The 22,898-nt window shown below is 73.9% G+C and carries 19 protein-coding genes; 8 read left to right on the top strand and 11 right to left on the bottom strand.

The window, feature by feature from the left end; genetic code table 11:
• The first annotated feature begins 64 nt into the window (after window positions 1-64).
• The 4 genes from O2W15_RS16660 (at window position 65) to O2W15_RS16645 (ending at window position 5,720) form a co-directional block, all read left to right on the top strand.
• Window positions 65-796, top strand: coding sequence for a type 1 glutamine amidotransferase (locus tag O2W15_RS16660; protein ID WP_269180184.1), 732 nt, complete (start codon window positions 65-67; stop codon window positions 794-796).
• A gap of 2 nt (window positions 797-798) precedes the next feature.
• Entirely contained in the window at window positions 799-3,900 is a 3,102-nt protein-coding gene (locus O2W15_RS16655; RefSeq protein WP_269180183.1) for a bifunctional [glutamine synthetase] adenylyltransferase/[glutamine synthetase]-adenylyl-L-tyrosine phosphorylase, read from the top strand.
• A gap of 75 nt (window positions 3,901-3,975) precedes the next feature.
• On the top strand, window positions 3,976-4,338 hold the full coding sequence (locus tag O2W15_RS16650) for a CDGSH iron-sulfur domain-containing protein (protein WP_269162087.1): 363 nt from the start codon (window positions 3,976-3,978) through the stop codon (window positions 4,336-4,338).
• A gap of 107 nt (window positions 4,339-4,445) precedes the next feature.
• Window positions 4,446-5,720, top strand: a complete 1,275-nt coding sequence (locus O2W15_RS16645; RefSeq protein ID WP_269180182.1) for a hypothetical protein — start codon at window positions 4,446-4,448, stop codon at window positions 5,718-5,720.
• A gap of 19 nt (window positions 5,721-5,739) precedes the next feature.
• Here the strand turns inward: O2W15_RS16645 and O2W15_RS16640 are convergent, their stop codons facing one another.
• Window positions 5,740-6,753 (bottom strand): iron-containing redox enzyme family protein, encoded by a 1,014-nt coding sequence (locus tag O2W15_RS16640; protein ID WP_269180181.1) that lies wholly within the window; start codon window positions 6,751-6,753, stop codon window positions 5,740-5,742.
• Window positions 6,754-6,871: 118 nt separating this feature from the next.
• Window positions 6,872-8,431, bottom strand: a complete 1,560-nt coding sequence (locus O2W15_RS16635; RefSeq protein WP_269180180.1) for a methyl-accepting chemotaxis protein — start codon at window positions 8,429-8,431, stop codon at window positions 6,872-6,874.
• A 267-nt stretch (window positions 8,432-8,698) separates the two neighbouring features.
• Between O2W15_RS16635 and O2W15_RS16630 the strand changes: the two genes are divergently transcribed.
• Entirely contained in the window at window positions 8,699-10,243 is a 1,545-nt protein-coding gene (locus O2W15_RS16630; RefSeq protein ID WP_269180179.1) for an AMIN-like domain-containing (lipo)protein, read from the top strand.
• 74 nt (window positions 10,244-10,317) lie between these two features.
• On the opposite strand, the gene O2W15_RS16625 is transcribed toward O2W15_RS16630, so the two are convergent.
• The gene (locus O2W15_RS16625; protein ID WP_269180178.1) at window positions 10,318-11,151 is read right to left on the bottom strand and encodes an alpha/beta fold hydrolase; all 834 of its coding nucleotides are present in this window, start codon (window positions 11,149-11,151) and stop codon (window positions 10,318-10,320) included.
• A 118-nt stretch (window positions 11,152-11,269) separates the two neighbouring features.
• Between O2W15_RS16625 and O2W15_RS16620 the strand changes: the two genes are divergently transcribed.
• Window positions 11,270-12,508, top strand: coding sequence for an EAL domain-containing protein (locus tag O2W15_RS16620; RefSeq protein ID WP_269180177.1), 1,239 nt, complete (start codon window positions 11,270-11,272; stop codon window positions 12,506-12,508).
• 102 nt (window positions 12,509-12,610) lie between these two features.
• Here O2W15_RS16620 and glnA read toward each other — a convergent pair whose 3' ends face one another.
• On the bottom strand, window positions 12,611-14,044 hold the full coding sequence (gene glnA, locus O2W15_RS16615; protein ID WP_269162094.1) for a type I glutamate--ammonia ligase: 1,434 nt from the start codon (window positions 14,042-14,044) through the stop codon (window positions 12,611-12,613).
• Window positions 14,045-14,232: 188 nt separating this feature from the next.
• Between glnA and O2W15_RS16610 the strand changes: the two genes are divergently transcribed.
• On the top strand, window positions 14,233-14,655 hold the full coding sequence (locus O2W15_RS16610) for an RDD family protein (protein ID WP_269180176.1): 423 nt from the start codon (window positions 14,233-14,235) through the stop codon (window positions 14,653-14,655).
• Window positions 14,656-14,661: 6 nt separating this feature from the next.
• Here O2W15_RS16610 and O2W15_RS16605 read toward each other — a convergent pair whose 3' ends face one another.
• The 5 genes from O2W15_RS16605 to O2W15_RS16585 all read right to left on the bottom strand — a co-directional run bounded on the left by O2W15_RS16605 (window position 14,662) and on the right by O2W15_RS16585 (window position 19,528).
• Window positions 14,662-15,459 carry a helix-turn-helix domain-containing protein gene (locus tag O2W15_RS16605; RefSeq protein WP_269180175.1) on the bottom strand — a complete coding sequence of 266 codons (798 nt, stop codon included), beginning with the start codon at window positions 15,457-15,459 and terminating at the stop codon, window positions 14,662-14,664.
• A 79-nt stretch (window positions 15,460-15,538) separates the two neighbouring features.
• On the bottom strand, window positions 15,539-15,925 hold the full coding sequence (locus tag O2W15_RS16600) for a hypothetical protein (RefSeq protein ID WP_269180174.1): 387 nt from the start codon (window positions 15,923-15,925) through the stop codon (window positions 15,539-15,541).
• Window positions 15,926-16,128: 203 nt separating this feature from the next.
• Complete coding sequence (locus tag O2W15_RS16595) at window positions 16,129-17,001, bottom strand: DUF4191 domain-containing protein (protein WP_269162098.1); 873 nt, start codon at window positions 16,999-17,001, stop codon at window positions 16,129-16,131.
• A gap of 86 nt (window positions 17,002-17,087) precedes the next feature.
• A complete protein-coding gene (lipA, locus tag O2W15_RS16590) occupies window positions 17,088-18,086 on the bottom strand; it encodes a lipoyl synthase (protein WP_269162099.1) in 999 nt (332 codons plus the stop codon).
• Between the two features lie 104 nt (window positions 18,087-18,190).
• Window positions 18,191-19,528 (bottom strand): hypothetical protein, encoded by a 1,338-nt coding sequence (locus tag O2W15_RS16585; protein ID WP_269180173.1) that lies wholly within the window; start codon window positions 19,526-19,528, stop codon window positions 18,191-18,193.
• 130 nt (window positions 19,529-19,658) lie between these two features.
• Between O2W15_RS16585 and O2W15_RS16580 the strand changes: the two genes are divergently transcribed.
• Entirely contained in the window at window positions 19,659-20,588 is a 930-nt protein-coding gene (locus tag O2W15_RS16580; protein WP_269180172.1) for an LLM class F420-dependent oxidoreductase, read from the top strand.
• A 60-nt stretch (window positions 20,589-20,648) separates the two neighbouring features.
• Here O2W15_RS16580 and O2W15_RS16575 read toward each other — a convergent pair whose 3' ends face one another.
• Together O2W15_RS16575 and O2W15_RS16570 are read right to left on the bottom strand one after the other, a co-directional pair.
• Window positions 20,649-21,467, bottom strand: a complete 819-nt coding sequence (locus O2W15_RS16575) for a phosphocholine cytidylyltransferase family protein (protein WP_269180171.1) — start codon at window positions 21,465-21,467, stop codon at window positions 20,649-20,651.
• Between the two features lie 2 nt (window positions 21,468-21,469).
• The gene (locus O2W15_RS16570; protein ID WP_269180170.1) at window positions 21,470-22,639 is read right to left on the bottom strand and encodes a CDP-glycerol glycerophosphotransferase family protein; all 1,170 of its coding nucleotides are present in this window, start codon (window positions 22,637-22,639) and stop codon (window positions 21,470-21,472) included.
• Window positions 22,640-22,898 lie beyond the last annotated feature (259 nt).

Raw genomic sequence — 22,898 nt, 5'->3', positions numbered from 1 at the left:
CGCGCCCGGCACCACCGAAATGGCCATTTCGGTGGTGCCGGGACGGGGAACTAGCCTTCCTCCCATGGCCCGTCTGCTCGTCGTCGTCCCCTCCGACACCGACCCGCCGACCCGGCTGGGGGAGTGGTTGCGCGAGGCCGGGCTGGAGCTCGACGAGCGGCGGCTGTCCCGCGGTGAGCCGCTGCCGGCCGACCTCACCGGGTTCGACGGGTTGCTGGTGATGGGCGGCCCGCAGTCGTCGCTGGACGACGAGCAGACCTCACCGGAGCTGGTCGGGGTCCGGCACCTGCTGGCTCAAGCGGTCGCGGCCGACGTGCCGACCCTGGCGATCTGCCTGGGCGCCCAGCTGCTGGCCCAGGTCGGCGGCGGCAGCACCCGGGTCGGCGCCGACGGTCCGGAGGTGGGGGCGACGCTGGTGGCCAAGCGGGACCTCGCCGACGCCGACCCGCTGTTCGCGCCGCTGCCGCTGTCGCCGGACGTGCTCCAGTGGCACCACGACGAGGTCGACCGGCTGCCGGCCGGCGCGACCCTGCTGGCCAGCAACCCGCGGTACCAGCACCAGGCCTACCGGGTCGGGGAGCACGTCTACGGCCTGCAGTTCCACATCGAGACCGACCCGGCGCTGGTGCGGCGGTGGGCCGACGGCGATGCGGTCGGGGTGGCCAGCAGCGGCCTGGACGTCGAGACGATCTGTGCCCGCGCGACCGCTGTGCACCCGGACCTCGCCGAGGTCTGGGCGCCCTTCGCGGCCCGGTTCGCCGACCTGGTGCGCGCTCGCGCCACCACCGGGGGCTGACGGTGGCGGCCGCTCCGCAGCTCGACGACGAGGTGCCCCGCCGCGCCGTCGTCCGGCTGGTGCGCTTCGGCTTCGACGACGGCGCCCGGGTGGCCCGGCTGCTGGCCTCCCCGGCGCTGGGCCTGTGGGACCTGGAGCGCAACGAGCCGGCCGACCCCGAGGCCGCGCCGGTGGTCTCCGCGCTGGCCCGCGCCGGCGACCCGGACCTCGCCGTCCGCTCGCTGGCCCGGCTGGTCGAGGCCCTGGACGCCGCCGACGCCGACGGCGAGCTCGCGGCCGCCCTGCTGGCCCGGCTGCGGGGCTCGTCGACGGTCCGCTCCCGGCTGCTCGCCGTGCTGGGTGCCTCTGCCGGTCTCGCCGACCACCTGGCAGCCCACCCGACGGACTGGGTGGTGCTGGACACCGAGGACCGCACCGCCCGCCCCAGCCCGCAGGAGCTCGAGCAGCAGCTGTTGTTCGCCGTCGGGGCCGACCCGCACGACCCGCCGTGGGGCGTGCGGCTGGGCACCGCCGCGCCCGACGCCGAACCCGCCCGGGTCCGCGACCTCCGGCACGCCCACCTGCGCGCCGTCCTCTCGCTGGCCGGCCGTGACCTCGGCGACGGGCTGCCCGCCGACGAGGTGGCCGCGGAGCTGTCCGACATCGCCGGGGCCGTGCTCACCGCCGGCCTCGCCGTGGCCCTCGCCGAGCAGCCGGCCGACGCCACGCCGTGCCGGCTGGCCGTCATCGCGCTGGGCAAGTGCGGTGGCCGGGAGCTCAACTACGTGAGCGACGTCGACGTGGTCTTCGTGGCCGAGCCCGTCGACGGGGAGGACGACGCCGCGGCGACGGCCAGCGCGGCGCGCGTGGCCAGTGCGCTGATGCGGATCTGCGGGGAGGCCGCCTGGGAGGTGGACGCAGCACTGCGCCCGGACGGCAAGGCCGGTGCACTGGTGCGCACCGTCGCCGGGCACCGCGCGTACTACGACCAGTGGGCCAGCACCTGGGAGTTCCAGGCCCTGCTCAAGATGCGGCCGGTGGCCGGGGACCCCGGGCTGGGCCGGGAGTACGTGGACGAGATCTGGCCGCTGGTCTGGAAGGCCGGGGACCGCCCCGGCTTCGTCGCGGAGATCCAGGCGATGCGCCGCCGGGTGGAGCAGAACATCCCGGCCGCCCAGGCCGAGCGGCAGCTCAAGCTCGGCCGCGGTGGGCTCCGCGACGTCGAGTTCAGCGTCCAGCTGCTCCAGCTGGTGCACGGCCGGGCCGACGTCTCGCTGCGCGCCGGCGGCACGATCCCCGCGCTGACCGTGCTCGGTGCCGGCGGGTACATCGGGCGGGAGGACGCCGCCACGCTCATCGCCTCCTACCGCTTCCTGCGCACCGTCGAGCACCGGCTGCAGCTGCTGCGGCTGCGACGCACCCACCTGCTCCCGGTCGCCGGTGACCAGCTGCGCTGGCTGGCCCGCTCGCTGGGCTACAAGCCCGACGACCGCGGTGACTCGGTCGCCGTCCTGCAGGCGGAGCTGGCGCTGCACACCCGGGTGGTGCGCAAGCTGCACGAGAAGCTCTTCTACCGTCCGCTGCTGTCCTCGGTCGCCCGGGTGCCGGGTGAGCAGCTGCAGCTGGGCCCGAAGGCAGCGGGGGAGTGGCTGCGGGCGCTCGGCTTCGCTGACCCCGATGGCGCGCTGCGGCACCTCACCGTGCTCACCGGTGGGCTGAGCCGGTCGGCGTCGATGCAGCGCTACCTGCTGCCGGTGCTGCTGCAGAGCTTCGCCTCCTGCGCCGACCCCGACGCCGGGCTGCTCGCCTACCGCAAGGTCAGCGAGGCGCTGGGCAACGACCAGTGGTTCCTGCGGCTGCTGCGGGACGAGGGGCAGGCCGCCGAGCGGCTGGCCGTGCTGCTGGGCTCCAGCCAGTACGTCGCCGGCCTGCTGACCCGGACGCCGGAGGCGATGCGGATCCTCGCCGACGACGCCCAGCTGGAGCCCCGCAGCGCCGACGCGCTCACCTCGGCGTGGCGGCAGGCGGTGGCCCGGGCCGACAACCCGAGCGCCGGCGTGCAGGTGCTGCGGTCGCTGCGCCGGCAGGAGCTGCTGCGGATCGCCTGCGCCGACCTGCTCGGCCGGCTGGACGTGCTCCGGGTCGGCCAGGCCCTGTACGACGTCGCGGTGGCCACGCTGCGTGCCGGCCTGGACGCCGCTGTGCGCAGCTGGGCGGCCGAGACCGGGTGGGCGGTCGCCGACGTCCCGGTCGACGTCGCGGTCATCGGGATGGGCCGGCTGGGCGGTGCCGAGATGGGCTACGGCTCGGACGCCGACGTCCTCTTCGTGCACCGCGTCCGCCCGGGCGCGGACGAGGGCCGGGCCACGTCGGCGGCCACCGCCATCGCGCACGCCCTGCGCCGGCTGCTGAGCGAACCCGCGCCCGACCCGGCCTTCGAGGTGGACGCCAACCTGCGTCCCGAGGGTCGGCAGGGCGCGATGTCGCGGAGCCTGAGCGCGTTCGCCGAGTACTACGAGCGCTGGGTCTCCACCTGGGAGGTGCAGGCGCTGCTGCGCGCCGAGCCGGTGGCCGGGGACGAGGCGCTGGGCCGGGAGTTCGTGGCGCTGATCGACCCGCTGCGCTACCCGGCCGCCGGGCTGTCCACCGAGCAGGTGGCCGAGATCCGCCGGATCAAGGCCCGGGTGGACAGCGAACGGCTGCCCCGCGGCGCCGACCCGGCCACGCACACCAAGCTCGGCCGGGGTGGGCTGGCCGACGTCGAGTGGACCGCGCAGCTGCTGCAGCTCCAGCACGCCGCGACGCACCCGGCGCTGCGGGTCACCGGCACGGTGGCGGCCCTGGAGGCGCTGGGGGAGGCCGGCCTGCTCGACGCCGAGCAGCGGGACGCGCTGCGGGCAGCCTGGGAGCTGGCCAGCCGGGCGCGCAACGCGGTCTTCCTGGTCCGCGGCCGGCCGGGTGACCAGCTGCCCCGGCAGGGGCTGGAGCTCAGCGGGGTGGCCCGGGCGTGCGGGTACGGGCCGGAGACCGACGCCGGGCAGTTCCTGGACGAGTACCGGCGGGTCACCCGACACGCGCGGACGGTCGTGGAGCGCGTCTTCTACGGCCGGACCGAGGAGGGCTGAGCCGGTGACCTCCCGCCGGGCGGTGGCTGACGGGGTGGTCGGTTGAGCACGACCGGTCCCGGGCACCATCGACCGGTGCCCACCGATGAGAGCCCGGACCCCGTGTCCGACGACCCCGCCGACGTGACCGACGCCCGGGTGCGCGACGAACCCCCGGTCGACGAGCCGACGGCGACCATCACGCCCTACCGGGACGGTCCGCTGATCGTGCGCGGCAACTTCCAGCTGGTGGACACCGACGGCCAGGAGATCGACCCGGGCCGCAGGACGGTGGCGCTGTGCCGCTGCGGGAAGTCCGGGATCAAGCCGTTCTGCGACGGCACCCACAAGCGCGCCGGGTTCCACTCCGGCAGCGCCCCGTCGCGTCCTCGGCCGGCGGCCCGGCTGTTCCAGGAGGCCGGCCGCGAGGCCGACGACGGGCAGCGGCCGCCGACCTGAGCGGACGTCGGCCCCGGTCCACCGCGTGTTCGCCGGTGGGCCACCTGCCGGCCGTGCGGGCGTACCAGGGTCGGCGACGACCCTGACCCGAACTCCCGAGGTGGCCCGTGCTCCGTCGTCCGCTCCGTCCCGTCACCGCCGTGCTCTCGCTCAGCGCGCTCGCCCTGCTGGCCGCCGCCGGCCCGGCCGCAGCCGCACCGGCACGCACCTTCACGCCCCTGGCCACGTTCCCCGTGGAGGGAGAGGTCGCCGAGATCATCTCGGCCACCCCGGACGGGCGGACGGTCGTCTACACCGACTCCGAGCTCGGCCGGATCGGGCTGGTCGACCTGAGCGACCCGAGCGCGCCGCGGGACCGGGGGGCCATCGACGTGGGTGGCTCGCCGACCTCGGTCACGATCACCTCCAGCGCCCGATATGCCCTGGTCGCGGTCGACACGACCACCGACCTGGCCTCTCCCTCGGGCCACCTGGCGGTCGTCGACCTGCCGCGGCGCGCGATCGTGCGCACCATCGACCTGGGCGGCCAGCCGGACTCGATCGACATCGGCCCCAGCGGCGTCTTCGCGGCCATCGCCATCGAGAACCAGCGCGACGAGGACATCGAGGTCGGCGACGTGGAGGGTGGCCTCCCGCAGCTGCCGGCCGGCTTCCTCTCGGTGGTCGACCTGCGCGGCCCGGTCAGCGCGTGGACGGTGGGCCGGGTCGAGCTGACCGGGCTGCCGGGTGCCGTCTTCGCCGACGACCCCGAGCCGGAGTTCGTCGACGTCGACGGCCGGGACATCGCCGCCGTCACCCTCCAGGAGAACAACGCGATCGCGCTGGTCGACCTGGCCCGCCGCACGGTGGTCAGCTCCTTCTCGGCCGGCACGGTCATCCGCACCGACGCCGACACCGTCGACGACGACGTCGTCGCCTTCGACGACCTGCTGGTCGCCCCACGTGAGCCGGACACGGTGCAGTGGACGTTGCGCGGCAACCTGGTCACCGCCGACGAGGGCGACCTGGCCGAGGAGCCGGCCGGCGGCCGCGGCTGGACGGTGTTCAGCGAGACGGGGGAGGTGCTGTACGGCAGCGGCGGCCCCGCCGAGCGGGCGCTGGCCGCCGTCGGTGCGTACCCGGACGGGCGCAGCGACGACAAGGGCGCGGAGTTCGAGGGCGCCGAGGTGGCCCGGATGCGCGGGGTCGACTACACGTTCATCGGCGCCGAGCGCGGGGACGCCGTGCTGGTCTACGACACCGACCGCGACGCCGCGCCGGAGCTGCTCCAGGTGCTGCCGGTCGGCGACGCACCGGAGGGGCTGCTCGCCATCCCGTCCCGCGGCCTGTTCGTCGCCAGCAACGAGGACGACGGCACCCTGTCCGTCTTCGGCCTCCGCTGAGGCCGGGCAGCCGGTCGCCTCAGGCGGCGACCGGCTGCTCCTGCCGCAGGCCGGAACGCCCGGCCTCCCAGGCGCCGAGCAGGTGCTCGGCGGTCAGGCCGTCCAGGGCCAGCGAGCACTGGGCGCCGAACAGGACGTCGGCGGCCAGCGACGGGTCCTCGGCCACCAACGACCCGCACATGTCGACCGAGGCGATCTGCTCGTGGACGGCGTCGGCCTCCACGTGCTCGTCGTAGAAGACGCTGGTCTGCTCGCCGAACCCCAGGCGGCGAAGCCCGGAGGAGTAGCGGCGGCTGGGCTCCGAGGAGGTCATCTCCACCGCCGTCAGGTGGCCCAGGCACGCGCCCCGGAACCGGCGGTGCAGCCCGAACAGCGACATGGTGTTGACCGACGTGAACGCCACCGCGGGGGCGGCGTCCCAGAGCGCGCCGTAACAGGTGTCCAGGTCGAGGTCGGCCATCATCCCGGCGAACAGCTGGCTGTGCATGCGCTCGGCCGACCCGCCGCCGTACTCGTCGGCCTGGATCTCCACCATCGCCGCCTTGGCCCGCCCGCTGATCCGCGGGATGGCCCAGGTGTGCGGGTCGCCCTCCTTGAGGTGGTAGACCGACCGCAGCGTGAGGTACTCCTGCCACTGCTCGCGGGTGCCGTGCTTGGCCAGGTACCTCGACAGCGACGGGCCGTCGTCGGCGGCGATCACGGCGGTGAGCTGCTGGTCGACCGGCTCGTCGGTGACCTCCACCGGGGTGACCAGGGCCCGCAGCGCCGCGAGGTGGCGCTGCTCGAGCAGGGCGCGCAGCCGCAGCAGCTCCGGGTCCCACTCCCAGGCGTCGTCCACCCCGTCGAAGCCCCGGTAGTGCAGCTCGTAGCAGATGGCCAGGGTCAGCTGCAGGTCCTCGTCGGTCAGCGGGTCGGTCGCCGAGGCGGCCAGCCCCTCGGCGGCGGCGAGCGTGCGGGAGCTGAGGGTCGACCCGGCGGTGAGGTCCGCGCTCAGCGCTGCGCTGACGGGGCCCCGTGACTTCGGAAGGCGCATGGGTCCGATCATGCCCAGCCCGCCGCCGTCCGGAACCTCCGCGGGCCGATCGGTCGTGCACCACTCGCTGCCGGGCCCCGCACCTCGGGGGAGGGGCGGGGTCCGGCGCGTCGTGGGGTCAGACGTCCCGGTCGAAGGCCGAGGCCATCCGGGCCTGCTCCTCCAGCACCTCACCGATCCGGGCCTGGACGGCGTCCAGCTGGCCGATGATCTCCCCGGTGGTGTGGATGCCGTCGGCCACCGCCTTGCTGCTGGCCTGGATGCCGGCGATCTGGTCGGACACCTTCTGCGTGGCGTTGGCGGTCTCCCGGGCGAGGTCCTTGACCTCGCTGGCCACGACCGCGAAGCCCTTGCCCAGCTCGCCGGCGCGCGCCGCCTCGATCGTGGCGTTGAGCGCGAGCAGGTTCGTCTGGTCGGCGATGCCGGAGATGATCCGGATGACCTCGCCGACCGCAGCCGACGCCTCGTCCAGCGCCTCGACCTCGGTGGTCATCGTGGACGCCTGGCTGACCGCGCTCTCCGCCACCCGGCCGGCGTCCCCGGCGGCCTCGCGGAGCCGGGAGACGGTGTCCAGCAGCTCGCGCGCGTTGTCCGCCGACTCCTCCGTGCGGCGCAGCACGTCCAGCCGCTGGGAGACCAGCTGCTGCACGTTGCGCAGCGCCGAGCGGCGGGAGTCCGACAGCTCGATGGTCGCGGTGACGAAGAAGTCCATCGTGCCGACGACCCGGCCACCGACCATCAGCGGGAAGCACACACCGGACTTGACCCCGGCGCGCTGGGCCGCGGGGGCACGGACGCAGTCGGTCATCTCGCCGATGTCGCGGACGAAGAACAGGTCCCGGGACCGCCAGGTGCGCCCGGACAGGCCCACCCCCTCGGCGAAGCTCGCCGCCAGGGTGACCTTGCGGAACTCCTCACCGGCCGAACCCGACTCCTGCTGGAAGCGCAGCACGTTCGCGCTCTCGTCGAGTGCCCAGTAGGAGCCGTACGCCCAGCCGAACGCCTCCCGCACGGTGTCCAGCGCGATCCGCAGGGCGGACTGCTGGTCACGGGCCGCGCTCAGCTCGGTGACGACCGTGGTGACGGCGACCCGGTCGTCGAGGGTCTCCTGCAGCTCGGCCCTGCCCAGGGCGGACCGGCGGGCATGGGTGAGCAGGCGGCTCAGGGAGTCCCACTTGCCCTGGCGGGCACCGTAGAAGGGCAGCTCGCCGGCGTTGTAGTACTCGTAGAGCGCGATGACCCGGCCGTTCTCCACCAGCGGCACGATGCACCCGGCGGTGGCGCCGGCGGCGAGGGCCGCCGCCCAGCGCAGGCACTTCCGGGGGTCGCTGCTGGCGTCGGTCACCAGCGTCTTCTTGTTCCGGATCGCCTCACCGCCGTAGCCGTCGGAGGCGGTCATCTGCAGCGCCTGGTTCCCGAAGCCCGCGGCGATGGTCGGTGTCAGGGGGCCGGACTCGTGGGTGAGGTGGAAGGTGCCGCCGTCACCGGCCAGCCACACGGCGCCGTAGGCGATGCCGAGCTCCTGGACGAGCGTCTCGATGATCAGCTGATGGGCGTGGGGCTCGTCGGTGACGCCCTGTTCGAGCCGGGCGATCACGGCCTCCACGGCCTCGACGTCCCGGGGCATCTGCCCCGCCTCGATCGTGTTCGTGGCCGGGGTGCTGGTGCGCCGCCTCATCCGTGTCCTCCATCGCAGGCCGTCGCCGGCCTGCGGGGATCGCAGCCGGCGTGCTGTGCTGCCCGGCCCCCGGCAGCGGTCGGCGCAGTCCACCCAGGTCATCGGCAGGTCGGGGCGCGAGTTGAACCGGGGACGACTCGGTCGTGCGCCGTCGAGTCGGCCGACCGTCCGGCAGCCCGGAGGACCTCCCCGCAGGTGTTTCAGGCCCGTTCCGGTGGCAAGGGCCACAGCGTCAGGAAGACACAACGCGACCGAATCGGGGTCTCCGTGAACACCTTCCTCGCACTCTCCTCGTCCCTGCTGCTGGCGACCACCGGACTGGTGGGCGGTGCCAGCGCCGCGCCGTCGGCCGGGCCACCCGCCCCCGTGCCACTGGCCGGGCCACTGGCTCCGGCGACCGAACCCGTGGGCACGCCGGGCACCGGCCCGGTGCAGGCGGGCGACTTCCCCGCCGTGACCGGGCCGACGGCCCACCTGACCGACGTGCGGACCGCCCGGCACGACGGCTTCGACCGCGTGGTCCTGGAGTTCGCGGGCACGGCGGCGCCCGGGTACCGGGTGGCCTACGTCGAGCCGCCGATCACCGAGGACGGATCCGGCGCCGAGGTCCCGGTGCCCGGTGCGGCGTTCCTCGAGGTGCGGGCTGCGCCGGCCAGCGGCGTGGACCTCTCCGGCGACGAGCCGCGGGAGACCTACACCGGCCCTGACCGGGTCGCCCCGACCGACGGCGGCGTCGTCACCGAGGTCGTCCGGACCGGCGACTTCGAGGGGCAGCTGGCCTGGACGATCGGGCTGCAGCAGCGCGTGCCCTTCGGCGTCGCGGTGCTCGAGGAGCCGACCCGGCTGGTCGTGGACGTGTACCACGAGCCGGCACAGTCGATCGAGCCGATCGGGGCCGGGGACACCGCCGACTCCGAGGTCGCCGGCGCCGGGGCCCCGGTGGTGGTCACCGACGTCCGGCTGGGTGCCCACCCCGGCTTCGACCGGATCGTCTTCGAGGTCGCCGGCGAGGGGGAGGCCGGCTGGCGGATCGGGTACACCGACGACCCCCGGGCCCAGGGCTCCGGTGCCCCCATCGAGGTGCCCGGGGACGCCGTCCTCGGCATGACGCTGACCAACGTCGCCCTGCCCGGCGACGCCCCGGACGGGGTGCAGCCCTGGGACGGTCCCGACCGGCAGCAGCTGCCCGGGGCCTCCACGCTGCAGGCGCTGGTGGAGGACACCGTGTTCGAGGGGCACCACACGTTCTTCGCCGGGCTCGACGCCGAACGGCCGTTCGCGGTGTCCCGGCTCTCCTCGCCGCAGCGGATCGTGGTCGACGTGCTGGCCCAGGACGGGCGCCCGCCGGTCGACCTGGGCAGCCGGTGCGAGCACCCCGACGGCTTCGCGCTCAGCTACCCCGGGTCGTGGTCGACCAACACGGGTGACGTGCTGCCGCCCTGCTCGCGGTTCGCGCCGGAGCCGTTCACGCTGACCGCGGGGACCGACGTGCGGACGGCCCCGATCGCCGCCTCGGTGGAACCGGTGCCGTACGACCGGGTGAGCGCACCCCAGGAGGGCGTCGAGGAGAGCCGCAGCGGCACCGTCGTCGACGGGCGGCAGGGCGTCCGCATCCAGCGCACCTGGGACGGCGAGGGCCTGTGGCCGGAGGGCACCCGGACCACCACCTACGCCATCGACCTGGGTGCGGACGGGCCGGACGGCCCGGCCACGCTCGTGGTGAACACGGTGGGGCTGCCGGAGTTCGACTACGAGCGGAACGTCCGGGTCCTCGACCACATGGTGCACACGCTGGACATCACGGCCGGCTGACCGGTCGCGACACGGCCCGCCTCCGCCGGAGGCGGGCCGTGCCCGTGCCCGTGCGCCCCGGGGCCGACCGGAGGTCAGACCCGCTCGACCAGCCGGAGCACCGCCTCGGCGACCACGTCGGGGCGGTCGGCCGGGACGAAGTGGCTGGCGTCATCGACCCAGGTGAGTCGCGCACCGGGCAGGTCGTCGGCCAGTCGCTGACCGTGCTCGGGCTTCATCTGGTGGTCCTGCCGACCCCAGACCACCTCGGCAGGGACGGTGAGCCGCGGCAGGAACGGGGCGACCGTCTGGGTGTAGACGGAGTCGAGCGAGCGGAGGTGCCGGCTCAGCAGGCGGGGGCCGTCCGGCCGTTCCCAGGGCTCGACGAACCGGTCCAGGAAGGGCTTCGCGCGCTCCTGGTGGGCGAACAGCGTGCGCAGCGCCGGCCGCAGCGCCGTGCCGAGGGCCGCGGGGGGCAGCTGCCGGACCAGCGGCCAGCCGGCCTTCATCGCGCGCACCAGCGGCACCGGCCACGCGTCGTAGCAGACGCCGTCGACGACCCCCAGGCCGGCGACCCGTTCGCTCGCTGTCGTCGCGAGGATCTGCGCCACCCCGCCACCGAGGTCGTGCCCCACCACGATGACCCGCTCCAGGTCGAGGGCGTCGAGCAGCCCGAGCAGGCGGGCGGCCTGGGCGGCGAGGTCCACCGGCTGGCCGTCGGGTGCGGGGGAGTCGCCGTAGCCGGCCATGTCCACGGCCAGCACCCGGGCCCGCTCGGCCACGGGCGGGACGACGTCCCACCACAGCCGGTGGTTGGTCGGGATGCCGTGGACGAGCAGGACGGTGGGGCCGTCGTCCCCGGCCGTCCAGACCTTCATCGGGCTGTCGCCCACGGGGACGAGCTGGGTCTCTCCGATCGGCAGGTCCATGGCAGCACCAGTGCCCCCGATAGCCGGGTCGACATGCACGGTGCGACGAATTCGGGCGAGGCGCTTCAGCTCAGGGCGGGACCAGTCGATGGGACCAGCACGGCCACGAGGAGGGAACGTGAAGAAGAGACGGTCGGACGCCGACCAGAAGGTCGCTGAGCTGCTGCGCACCGCGAAGGAGTCGCTGCAGCTGTCCGTGGCGTTCCTCTCCCGGCTGGACGGGACCACCCAGCACCTGGAGGTCGTCGAGTCATCGGTGCCGTTCCTCTTCCAGGAGGGGAACCAGCAGCAACAGGAGACGTCCCTCTGCCAAGCGATCCTCGACGGCGAGCTGCCTGCGGTGATCCCCGACCTCCGCCGGCACCCGGCGGCGATGGCGCTGCCGGCCGCCCGTCTGCCGAGGATCCGCAGCTACGTCTCGGTGCCCGTGGTGCTCAGCGACGGCGAGCTCTACGGCACCTTCTGCGCTGCCGGCCTAACCACGGACAAGGGGCTGACCAAGCGGGACCAGTCCTTGATGACCGTCCTCGCCTCGGCCGCGGCCGTGCTCATCGAACCCTCGGTGCGCGAGCGGGAGCGCCGTGGGGAACTGCTGGGCCGACTGGTGCCGGTGGTCTCCACCGGTGGCCCGGTCGTCGTCCTGCAGCCCATCGTCGACCTGGCCACCGGGCTCCGGGTCGGGTACGAGGCGCTCAGCCGGTTCCCGGCAGCGTGGGGCAAGGCGCCGGACGTGTGCTTCGAGGAGGCGCACAGCGTGGGGCTGGGACACGAGCTGGAGCTGCTGGCGCTCCGTCGCGCGGCCGACCACCTGGCGGTCGTCGAGGGGTACGTCGCCATGAACATCTCCCCGGCGACGCTGGTGCAGCCGGAGTTCGCGGCACTGATGGAGACGCTGCCGCTGGACCGGGTGCTGCTCGAGCTCTCCGAACACGACCAGGTCGCCGACTACGCCGCCCTGGCTGCCGTGCTGAGCCCGCTGCGGGCCCGCGGGATGCGGCTGGCCATCGACGACGTCGGCGCCGGGTTCTCCTCGTTGCGGCACATCGTGATCACCGCACCGGACGTCATCAAGCTGGACCGCAGCATCGTCTCCGGGGTGGACGTCGACCCCGTGCTGACCCGGCTGGTCTCGTCCCTGGTCGAGTTCGGACACGGCTGCGGCGCGAGTGTCGTGGCCGAGGGCGTGGAGACGGCCGCGGAGGCGTCGGCGCTGCGCGGCCTCGGGGTGGACCTCGGGCAGGGATGGCACTTCGGCCGACCGGAGCTGCCCAGCGCGACGGTCGCCCCGCCGACCGTGCAGGTGCCGACCGCCCGGACCCCGGTGGCGGCCCCGCCCGTGCCAGCGGTCGCCGGCTGAGCGGTGCCCGCAGCGCGGGCCGACCACGACAGCGCAGCCCCCGCCGGAGGCCGGCGGGGGCTGCGCTGTCGAACGGGTCAGGGCCGGTGCGGGCCCCGCCGATCAGATGTCGTAGTACATCGCGAACTCGTGCGGGTGCGGGCGGAGCCGGATCGGGTCGATCTCGTTCTCCCGCTTGTACTCGATCCACGTCTCGATCAGGTCGGAGGTGAACACGCCACCGTCGAGCAGGTAGTCGTGGTCGACCTCGAGCCGGTCGAGCACCGCATCGAGCGACGCCGGCACCTTCTCGATGCCGAGGGCCTCCTCGGGCGGCAGCTCGTAGAGGTCCTTGTCGATCGGCGCCGGCGGCTCGATCTTGTTCTTGACGCCGTCGAGGCCGGCCATCAGCATCGCCGAGAAGGCGAGGTAGGGGTTGGCCGACGGGTCGGGCACCCGGAACTCGATGCGCTTGGCCTTCGGGCTGTCGCCGGAGATCGGGATGCGCGTGCACGCCGACCGGTTGCGGGCCGAGTAGACCAGGTTGATCGGCGCCTCGTAGCCGGGCACCAGGCGGTGGTAGCTGTTCACCGTCGGGTTGGTGAAGGCCAGCAGCGACGGCGCGTGGGCGAGCAGGCCGCCGATGTAGTGCCGGGCCATGTCCGACAGCCCCGCGTAGCCGGTCTCGGCGTGGAAGAGCGGCTCGCCGTCCTTCCAGAGGCTCTGGTGGCAGTGCATGCCCGAGCCGTTGTCGCCGAACAGCGGCTTCGGCATGAAGGTGGCGCTCTTGCCGTGCGCCCACGCGGTGTTCTTCACGATGTACTTGAAGAGCATCAGGCTGTCGGCCGAGCGCAGCAGGGTGTCGAACTTGTAGTTGATCTCCGCCTGGCCGCCGGTGCCGACCTCGTGGTGACCGCGCTCGAGCTCGAGCCCGGCGTTGGCGAGGTTGACCATCATCGTGGCCCGCAGGTCGCTCTGGTGGTCGTACGGCTCGACCGGGAAGTACCCGCCCTTGGGCCGGGTCTTGTAGCCCAGGTTCGGGCCGCCGTTCTCACCGGTGAGCGACCCGGTGTTCCAGGAGCCCTCGACCGCGTCGATGTGGTAGTAGCCCTCGTTGATCGAGGTGTTGTGCCGCACCGAGTCGAACACGTAGAACTCGGCCTCGGGGCCGAAGTACGCGGTGTCGGCGATGCCGCTGGCGGCGAGGTAGGCCTCGGCCTTCTTCGCCACGTTGCGCGGGTCGCGGCTGTACGCCTCGCGCGTGATCGGGTCGTGGATGAAGAAGTTGATGTTCAGCGTCTTGTGGATGCGGAACGGGTCGACGTAGGCGCTGCTCGCGTCGGGCAGCAGCAGCATGTCGGACTCGTTGATCGCCTGGAACCCGCGGATGGACGAGCCGTCGAAGCCCAGGCCGTCGGCGAAGGTGTCAGGCCCGAACGTCTCCGCGGGGATGGTGAAGTGCTGCATGACGCCAGGCAGGTCGCAGAACCGGACGTCGACGAACTTCACGTCGTTGTCGCGGATGTAGGCGGTGACCTCGTCGGGACTGTTGAACATCGATCCTCCGGGAGTGGACGGAAAGCCACCCGCAAGTTACGAGCGCGGGGTTGCTCCGGGGTGTCTCTGGTGTTTCGTCGCTGTAACACCGTCCTCCGGCGTGTCGCGGAGGTGGCGGTCGAGCCGCTGTTCACCCCACCGGACTGCTCCCGACCGGAACGGCGTCGGGCAGGACATACGCTGGTGGAGTGGCCAGGGACGACGCTCAACCCTCTCAGGAGCGCGCCCGTGGCGCCGCACTGGGGCTGCCCGGCACCGGGCCCGGCTCACTGGCGTCCTTCGGGCAGCGGATCGTCGCCTTCCTCGTCGACGCGCTGGCCGCGGCGTTCGTCGCCGGCCTGTTCACCGCGCCGGAGCTGCCCCGCAACTGGAGCCTGCTGGCCTTCGTGCTGATCACCGTGGCCTTCCTGGTGCTGGCCGGTCAGACACCCGGCATGCGGCTGCTCGGGCTGCGGCTGGCCCACCCGGAGCCGGAGCAGCGGCTCGCCCTCTGGCGTGCACTCGTGCGCACCGGGCTGCTCGTCCTGCTGGTGCCGGCGCTGGTCGTCGACATCGACGGCCGTGGCCTGCACGACCGGTGGACCAGCACCGCGGTCGTCCGCGACCGCTGAGGCGCCTCACGCCCGGGCGGCCGCCTCGGCGAACCACCGCCGGGTGGTCTCGTCCGCCGGGAGGAACGTCTCGATGGCGAGCTCGCTGGCGGCGACGTCCAGCGGGGTGCCGAAGGTGGCGACGGTGCTGTACGTGCGCAGCACGACGCCCTCCACCTGCAGCTCCAGGGGCAGGGCGAACGTCGGGCCGGGCGGCACCGGGATGGCCGAGGGCCGGCAGGGGTACCCCTCCACCTCGCTCAGCAGGGCCTGCAGGTCCGCCGACGGTGCGGCGGCGGCGTGCCGGCGGACCTGCCGGAGCAGGTGCGCGCGCCAGGCGGCATGGTCCACGATCCGGTCGGCGAGTCCGCGTGGGTGCAGCATCACCCGGACGACGTTGACCGGCGGGTCGAGCAGCTCCGGGTCGACCAGGGCCATCAGCCGGTCGACGGCGGGGTTGGTGGCGACGACGTCGAAGTGGGCGTCGATGACCAGCGCCGGCCACGGGTCGTGCGCGGCGAGGGCCAGCTCGAGCACCTCGAGCAGGTACCGGGTGGCCGTGGCGTCGCGCCGGGCGTCCGGGAACTCCGGCGCGTGCCCGGCGGCGAGCAGGACCTGGTTCTGGTCGGCCAGTGGCATCTGCAGCGCCTCGCCGAGCTTGAGCACCATCTGGCGGCTCGGCCGGGACCTCCCCGTCTCGACGTAGGACAGGTGCCTGGTCGAGGTCTGCGCCAGGTCGGCCAGGTCGAGCTGGCTCAGCCGCCGGCGCTCCCGCCAGTCCTTCAACAGGGCGCCGGCGACCGTGGGCCGGAGGGCCGCCGTCACGGCACGACGCCCGCCGCCGTCGTGACCTGCCGGCCAGGAGAGGACGACGTGCGCCCGGGTGCCGGGATCCCGCTGCTGCTCACCGCCGGCCGGCCCGCAGCTGGACGAGGGCGAGCGCGCCGACGGCCAGTCCCTGAGCGGCGACGAGGACCCGACCCGCGGTGCTGAGGTCGGCGAACGCGGCGACCGCCAGGCTCGCCACCTCCCAGCCGAGGTTCCCGATGGCGGCCGCCCGCAGCGCCGCCCGGGCCCAGCGCGTGCGGGAGCTGACGACCAGGCCGACGGCGTAGACCACCAGCGCGATCCCGACGGCGCGGACGACACCGGTCGCGTCGGTGCCGAGGAGCTCGGCGACCGGACCGGCGGCGACTGCCATGACCAGCCCCATCGCGGCGCAGAGTCCGCCGTCGAGCTGGAGCAACCGGGCCGGTGCGGTGCGGGCCGGGGGGAGGGTGAGCGTGGTCATCGTGGGGTCCTCTCGACAGAGCCGACGTGGCCGGTCGTCCGGCCAGGACCACCGTCGCCGGTCCGGGGCGCGCCGTCCATGACCTCGCAGGTCATGGACGGACCGAGGGGCCGACCGACCCGCCTGCCGGGCGACCGGCCCGGACGCACGACGCCCCGGCCGCTGGACAGCGGCCGGGGCGTCGTGGTGCGGAGCTCGCGAGGTCAGCGGCGGCGGACCTGGCGCTGGCTGACCGACATCTGCCGGCCGCCGGGGAGCGGCCCACCGGGCACCGGCGGGCGTGGGCCGCCCAGCGCCGACATCCGCTTGCCCAGCGCGTTGACCTCGCCGCCGGAGAGGTTGCGCGGCAGCTTCATCACGTGGGCGCTGAGCTTCTTCAGCGGCACCTGGCCCTCCCCGTCGCCGACGGTGACGTCGTAGATCGGGGTCTCGCCGACGACCTTGGCGATCCGGCGCTTCTCGGCCGCGATCAGGCTGCGGACCCGCTGCGGGTCGCCCTCGCCCACCAGCACGATGCCCGGCCGCCCGAGCACCCGGTGGACGGAGTCCAGCTCGCGGTTGCCCGCGACGCCGGAGCTGACCCGCCAGTCGCCGCGCATGCCCTCCAGGACCCAGGACGCCGCACCCGGCCGGCCCTCGACCTGCCGGTACGCCGAACCCTGCGCCCGGCGGCCGAAGACGATCAGCGCCGCCAGCAGACCGAGCAGGAGGGCGAAGGGCAGGAAGAGGAACGGTGAGCTGAGCAGGATGCCGACCAGTTCGACCACGCCGGCCACCGCCACGAAGGCGATGAGCATCACCCAGGGCAGCTTCGGGTCGTTCTTGTAGGTCATCGAGTAGGCCTGCCGGATCATCCCGGCCTGGCGCTTCAGCTTGGTCAGCCGCGAGACCTTCGGCTGGCCGTCCTTGCCCAGCTTGGGTGCCTTCGGGGCCTTGTTGCGCCGGCCCTTGCCCGTTGCGGCGGGCGCGCCGACCGCGGTCGAGCCCTTGCTGCCGCGCCCGGGCGGGGCGCCGGCCGGGCCGCGGCCCGCGGCGCCGGCGGGGGCGGAGGTGTCGGTGGACCTGCTGCGTGCCATGCGCCCACGATAGTCGCCAGGACCGGCCGCCCTCCCGCCACACGCGAGCTCGCGGCGGGCCGCCTGCAGCGGGCCGGGGGAGGAGCTCAGCGGGTGACGGTGAGCCCGCGGGCCTCGGCGGCCTGCTGGTAGAGCCGGCCGGCGCGGTAGGAGCTGCGCACCAGCGGACCGGCCAGGACGCCCGGGAACCCGATCCGCTCGGCCTCGGCGGCGAAGCCGACGAACTCGTCGGGCTTGACCCACCGGACCACCGGGTGGTGCCGGACGCTGGGCCGCAGGTACTGGGTGATGGTGAGCAGGTCGCAGCCGGCGTCGTGCAGCGCCTGCATGGTCTCCACGACCTCGTGCGGCTCCTCGCCCATGCCCAGGATCAGGTTGGACTTGGTGACCAGTCCGGCCTCGCGGGCGGCGGTGATCACCGACAGCGAGCGCTCGAACCGGAAGCCGGGGCGGATCCGCTTGAAGATGCGCGGCACCGTCTCGACGTTGTGCGCCAGCACCTCCGGCCGGGAGGAGAACACCTCGGCCAGCTGGTCGGGCTCGGCGTTGAAGTCGGGGATGAGCAGCTCGACGCCGCAGCCGGGGATCTGCTCGTGGATCTGGCGCACCGTCTCGGCGTACAGCCATGCGCCGCCGTCGGGCAGGTCGTCGCGGGCGACGCCGGTGATGGTGGCGTAGCGCAGGCCCATCGTGGCCACGCTCTCGGCGACCCGGCGGGGCTCGTCGGCGTCGAAGTCGGCGGGCTTGCCGGTGTCGATCTGGCAGAAGTCGCAGCGCCGGGTGCACTGGTCGCCGCCGATGAGGAAGGTGGCCTCGCGGTCCTCCCAGCACTCGTAGATGTTGGGACAGCCGGCCTCCTCGCACACCGTGTGCAGGCCCTCGCGCTTCACCAGCGACTTGAGCTCGGTGTACTCCGGCCCCGTCTTGAGCTTGGTCTTGATCCACTCGGGCTTGCGCTCGATCGGCGTCTGGCTGTTGCGGACCTCCAGGCGCAGCAACTTGCGGCCGGCCGGCTCGATCGGCGAGGACGTCGTGGACGTCTCCGGCGCTGCAGTCGTGGCTGCCTCCTCCATGCCCAGGCTCATGTCCAGCACGGTACTCCCGCCGATCGCCCTCGCTCGGGGCCCGGAGACGGCTCGAGGGCCCAGCCGGATCGGCTGGGCCCTCGAGTCGGGGTGCTGCGGGGAGGTCAGTCCTCGCTGGGCATCTTGCCCAGGCTGGACGGCGTGTCGGACGGCCCGGCCGTCTTGGACGGGGTGTCGCCGGCGTCCTTCGTGCCGGTGGCGGAGTCCGGGCGCTCCTGGTTGCTGGACTCGCCGGGACCGGACGCAGGCTGGGCGGTCTGCGCGCCGAGGTCGCTGTCGGGCGGGGTCGCGTCGCCCACGGCGTTCTCGGCCGTGGAGACGGTCTTGCCCTGGGCCTCGGGGCTCTCGGTTCCGCCTGCGGGGGTGCTCGGGGACGTGGGCACGGGGTCCTCTCGGTAACTGGGCACGGGGCCGTCGCCGGTCGGCGCCGGGGTCCAGGGGTCGCTCGCGTTCTTCTTGCGCAATACCACGGCGACCGCGGCCAGGACGGCGAGGACGCCGACCACCCACGGCCAGCGACGGGGCTCCGGCTCCACGCCGACGCGCCGCTTGACCGTCGTGACGGTCTTCGCCGTGCGCTTGCCGGCCTCCTTGCGGGCCCGGCCGGCGGCCTTCTCCAGCTCGACCCGGCGCTTGGCCGCCTTCTTGGACAGCTTGTCGGCCTTCTTGCCGAGCTTGTCGGCCTTCTTGCCGGCGGCCTTGCGGTTGGTCTCCGCCGCAGCACGCACCGCGGCGACCCGCAGCGCAGCCTGCGCACGAGCGGCGTCGGCGGCAGCCGCGGCGTCCTGACGGACCTTGTCGCCCTGCTTCGCGGTGGCCGCACCGAGCGTGGCCGCGGTGGCGGCGAACTCCGCGCTGCGGGCGTCCAGCTGGGCCCGCGCCGCCTCGATGTTGGTGGCCAGTCCGGCGCGGGCGTCGGCCAGCGCGGGGCCGGCTGCGCCGCGAGCGGCCTCGATCCGGGGCGCCGTGGCAGCGATCGCCGCCTCCAGGTTGGCCCGGGCGGACTTGGCGGCGGCGTCGAACGCCGGGCCGCTGGCCTCACGGGCGGCCTCGAGCCGCGGGCCGGCGGTGGCCACCGCCAGCTCCAGGTTGGCCCGCGCTGCCCGGGTGGCGGCGTCGAGACGCGGGACCAGGTCCTTCTCGTAGGCCTTCTGTGCCGCGTCGATGCGCGGTCCGAGGTTCTTCTGCGCCGCCTCCAGCCGCGGGACCAGCACCTCACGGGCGGCGTCCAACTGGGGGGCGAGTGCGGCCACGGCCGCCCCGACCCGGGGGGCCACGTCAGCGGCGTAGGCGGTCTGGGCCGCCTTCGTCGCGGCCGCCACCTGAGGGGCGAGCTGCTCCGCCGTCGCCCGACGGGCCTCGGTGACCGCCGCGCCGATGTGGGCGAACCCCTCTTGCAACTCGGTCCCGATGACCTCTGTCGAGCTCTTCTTGCGGAACACTCCAGCACCTCCGAGTTGATCGCTTCAGCGATCATCCTGCCCGTTGGCGTCCCCGGGTACACCCCGAACCCCCACCGCAGTCGGTGAGAGGCCCGAACCGAGTGGCCGCGCCGCTGGCAGACTCGGCCGGGTGCAGCTACGGATCTTCACCGAACCCCAGATGGGCGCCACCTACGACGACCTGCTCGCGGTGGCCCGGCGCACCGAGGAGACCGGCTTCGACGCCTTCTTCCGCTCCGACCACTACCTGACCATGGGCGGTGACGGCCTGCCCGGCCCGACCGACGCCTGGGTGACCCTGGCTGGCCTCGCCCGGGAGACCTCCCGGATCCGGCTCGGCACCCTGATGACGGCGGCGACGTTCCGGCTGCCCGGGCCACTGGCCATCGCGGTGGCGCAGGTCGACCAGATGAGCGGCGGGCGGGTGGAGCTGGGCATCGGCTCGGGGTGGTTCGCCGCGGAGCACCGCGCCTACGGCATCCCGTTCCCCGAGATCGGTGAGCGGTTCGACCGCTACGAGGAGCAGCTCGCGGTCATCAGCGGGTTGTGGGCCACGCCGCTGGGAGAGACCTTCGACTTCGCCGGTGACCACCACCAGCTCACCGGCTCCCCGGCGCTGCCCAAGCCGGTGCAGCCCGGCGGCGTCCCGATCCTGATCGGCGGGACCGGCAAGAAGCGCACCCCGCGGCTGGCGGCGCGGTACGCGGCCGAGTTCAACGTGCCGTTCGCCTCGGCCGAGGACAACGCCCGGCTGTTCGCCGGCGTCCGGGACGCGTGCACCGAGGCCGGCCGCGACCCCGGTGAGCTGGTCTACAGCTCCGCGCTGGTGCTGTGCGTCGGCCGGGACGAGTCCGAGCTGGCCCGCCGGGCCGCCGCCATCGGCCGGGACGTCGACGAGCTGCGCGCCAACGGAGTGGCCGGCACGCCCGCCGAGGCCGTGGACACCCTGGGCCGGTACGCCGAGGCCGGCGCGAGCCGGGTCTACCTGCAGGTCCTCGACCTGGCCGATCTGGACCACCTGGACCTGGTGGCCGCCGAGGTCGCCCCCCAGCTGGGCTGAGCAGCACGGCGCCCCGCCCGCCGGTGGCGGACGGGGCGCAGTGACCTCAGCTCAGTGACCTCAGCGCATCTCGGAGGCGAGTGGCTCCAGCGCGGCCCGGGAGCCCAGCCAGGTGTTCGCCCGCTGCAGGTCGTCGTCGAAGTCGATCTCCACCGCGGAGAACCGGGAGATGTCCAGCGGCCGGAAGCGGACGCCCGCCCGCTGGATCGACAGCTCCATGCCGCGCTCGAAGTAGTCCGAGGCACTGCAGGCGCTGAGGTGCTCGATGAGGGCGCCCTTGTCCGCGCCCGAGACGTAGTTGATCCCGACCGCCTCGCCGAGGCCACCGGAGACGGTCTTGGACAGCTCCCGCACGAACCCGTCGGCGTCGAGGGTGTACTTGACCTCCTCGTCGGCGACGGTGGAGGTGTCCACGCAGACGAAGCTCTCGTCAGCCTGCACCAGCGGCGCAGCGTGGTCGAGCACCGCCGGGTCGAACACCACGTCGCCGTTCAGCCAGAGCACGCCGCCCGGCTGCGAGGTGCGCAGCGCGCGGAGGAGGCTCTGCGAGGTGTTGGTGACGGCGAAGTCGGGGTTGAACGCGAACAGCAGGTCGGGCTGGGCGCGCATGACCGCCTTGGCCCGGTATCCCACCACCGCGGTGATCGGGGTGGCGTCGCCGAAGACGGTGCGGATGCCGTCCAGCTGCTGCTGCATGATGCTGCGGCCGTCCATCAGCGGGGTGAGCGGCTTGGGCAGCTTGCGGCCCAGACGGGTGCCCATGCCGGCGGCCAGCACGACCACCTGGGGGGCGGTGGTGGCCGCAGCGGGGCGGACGGCGACCCGGGGACGCGACCGCTGATCGCGGCCCCCGGTCAAGATCGGGTCAGCAGTGCGCATGCTCATCTCCTCGGTTCGTCGTTCGTGGGCACGGGGGTGTGGCCCGGCCGGCCGGGGTGGCCGTCCGGAGGGAAGAGCAACTGGAGGACCCGTTCGGTGGCGTAGCCGTCCTCCAGCGAGCAGAAGCGTTCCTGGAACCGGTTGTACCGCGCTGTGGGCACCCATGGACGGTCGCCCAGTCCGGCGATCGCCGTCAACACCTGCTCGCTGGTGGTGAGCAGGGGGCCGGGTGCGATCTCGGCGAGGTCGAAGTAGAAGCCCCGCAGGTCGTCGCGGTAGTGCTCGAGGTCGTAGGTGAAGTGGACGATCGGCTTCCCGGTGACGGCGAAGTCGAACATCGTCGAGGAGTAGTCGGTGACCAGGACGTCGGCGGCCAGGTACAGCTCGCTGATGTCGGGGTACCGGGACACGTCCACGAGCGGCGCCGGGCCCTGGACCACCAGCCGGTCGGACACCATCGCGTGCAGCCGGACCAGGAGCACGGCGTCCGGGCCGAGGCCGCGTGCCAGGTCGCCCAGGTCGACCGGGAAGGAGTGGTGCGGGCCGTCGTCGCCGAGCACCAGGTCGTCGCGCCAGGTGGGGGCGTAGAGCACGGCCCGCACGTGCTCGGGGATCCCCAGCGCGGCGCGCACCCGGGCGCGGCGGTGGTCCCGGTCGGGAGCGCTCAGCACGTCGTTGCGCGGGTAGCCGGTCTCGTGGACCGGCCCGTCGAAACCGAAGGCGCTGCGCAGGTGGGGCGTGCTCGCCGCGTTGGGGGAGAGCAGGTGGTCCCAGCGGGAGATGTCCCGCATCACCAGCTCCAGGCGGCCCTCCGGAGCCCACACCGCGTCCCGGTGCAGTCGCTTGAGCGGCGTCCCGTGCCAGGTCTGCAGGTAGGTCGTCGTCGGCTGCTTGTCCCACTCCCGGGAGATCCCGTCGTTGGAGACGATGACGTCGGCGGACTCCAGCGCTGCCCGGGCGCCCGGGCCCCAGTGCTCCTCGGTGTGCACGCCGGCCGGGAAGTCGCCGCGCAGGTCGGGGCGGGCCAGCCAGACGGCGTCGATCTCGGCGCCACGCGCGACGAGGGCCTCGTAGACGGCCCGCGGGTTGTCGTTGTACCGGCCGCCGAAGCTGTTGAAGACGACCTTCACCGTCGTCGGCCCCGGCCGGAGGAGGGGGCGGTCACCCGGCATCGGGTGCGCCTCGTGGCCCGCTGCGGGCCTGGGCGTTCTGTCATGCACTCACTCCTCTTCCGTCGGTCCGGCTCGACCAGTGCGTGTGCGCGGCGACCGGCCGGCCACGGGTGCGATCTCTGCTGGCCGCCAGCGGGGCAGTGCGGTCCGTCCAGGTGCGGTTGCGTCCAGGTGCCTTGCCTCCAGGTGCGCCGCTGCACCGGGTCGGGGCGGCGGTGCACCCGGCCGGCACCGGGGCTGGTCCTCCGGTCGCGCTGCC

It is taken from the genome of Modestobacter sp. VKM Ac-2979 (genome assembly GCF_026967995.1).
Lineage (GTDB): Bacteria > Actinomycetota > Actinomycetes > Mycobacteriales > Geodermatophilaceae > Modestobacter.
This window is presented reverse-complemented; position numbering and strand designations above follow the sequence as displayed.

Coding starts and splice junctions, on each gene's coding strand:
- O2W15_RS16570 (WP_269180170.1), bottom strand. CDS start 22,639: ATGCCGGGTGACCGCCCCCTCCTCCGGCCGGGGCCGACGACGGTGAAG.
- O2W15_RS16625 (WP_269180178.1), bottom strand. CDS start 11,151: ATGGACCTGCCGATCGGAGAGACCCAGCTCGTCCCCGTGGGCGACAGC.
- O2W15_RS16595 (WP_269162098.1), bottom strand. CDS start 17,001: ATGGCACGCAGCAGGTCCACCGACACCTCCGCCCCCGCCGGCGCCGCG.
- O2W15_RS16635 (WP_269180180.1), bottom strand. CDS start 8,431: ATGAGGCGGCGCACCAGCACCCCGGCCACGAACACGATCGAGGCGGGG.
- lipA (WP_269162099.1), bottom strand. CDS start 18,086: ATGAGCCTGGGCATGGAGGAGGCAGCCACGACTGCAGCGCCGGAGACG.
- O2W15_RS16640 (WP_269180181.1), bottom strand. CDS start 6,753: ATGCGCCTTCCGAAGTCACGGGGCCCCGTCAGCGCAGCGCTGAGCGCG.
- glnA (WP_269162094.1), bottom strand. CDS start 14,044: ATGTTCAACAGTCCCGACGAGGTCACCGCCTACATCCGCGACAACGAC.
- O2W15_RS16660 (WP_269180184.1), top strand. CDS start 65: ATGGCCCGTCTGCTCGTCGTCGTCCCCTCCGACACCGACCCGCCGACC.
- O2W15_RS16575 (WP_269180171.1), bottom strand. CDS start 21,467: ATGCGCACTGCTGACCCGATCTTGACCGGGGGCCGCGATCAGCGGTCG.
- O2W15_RS16600 (WP_269180174.1), bottom strand. CDS start 15,925: ATGACCACGCTCACCCTCCCCCCGGCCCGCACCGCACCGGCCCGGTTG.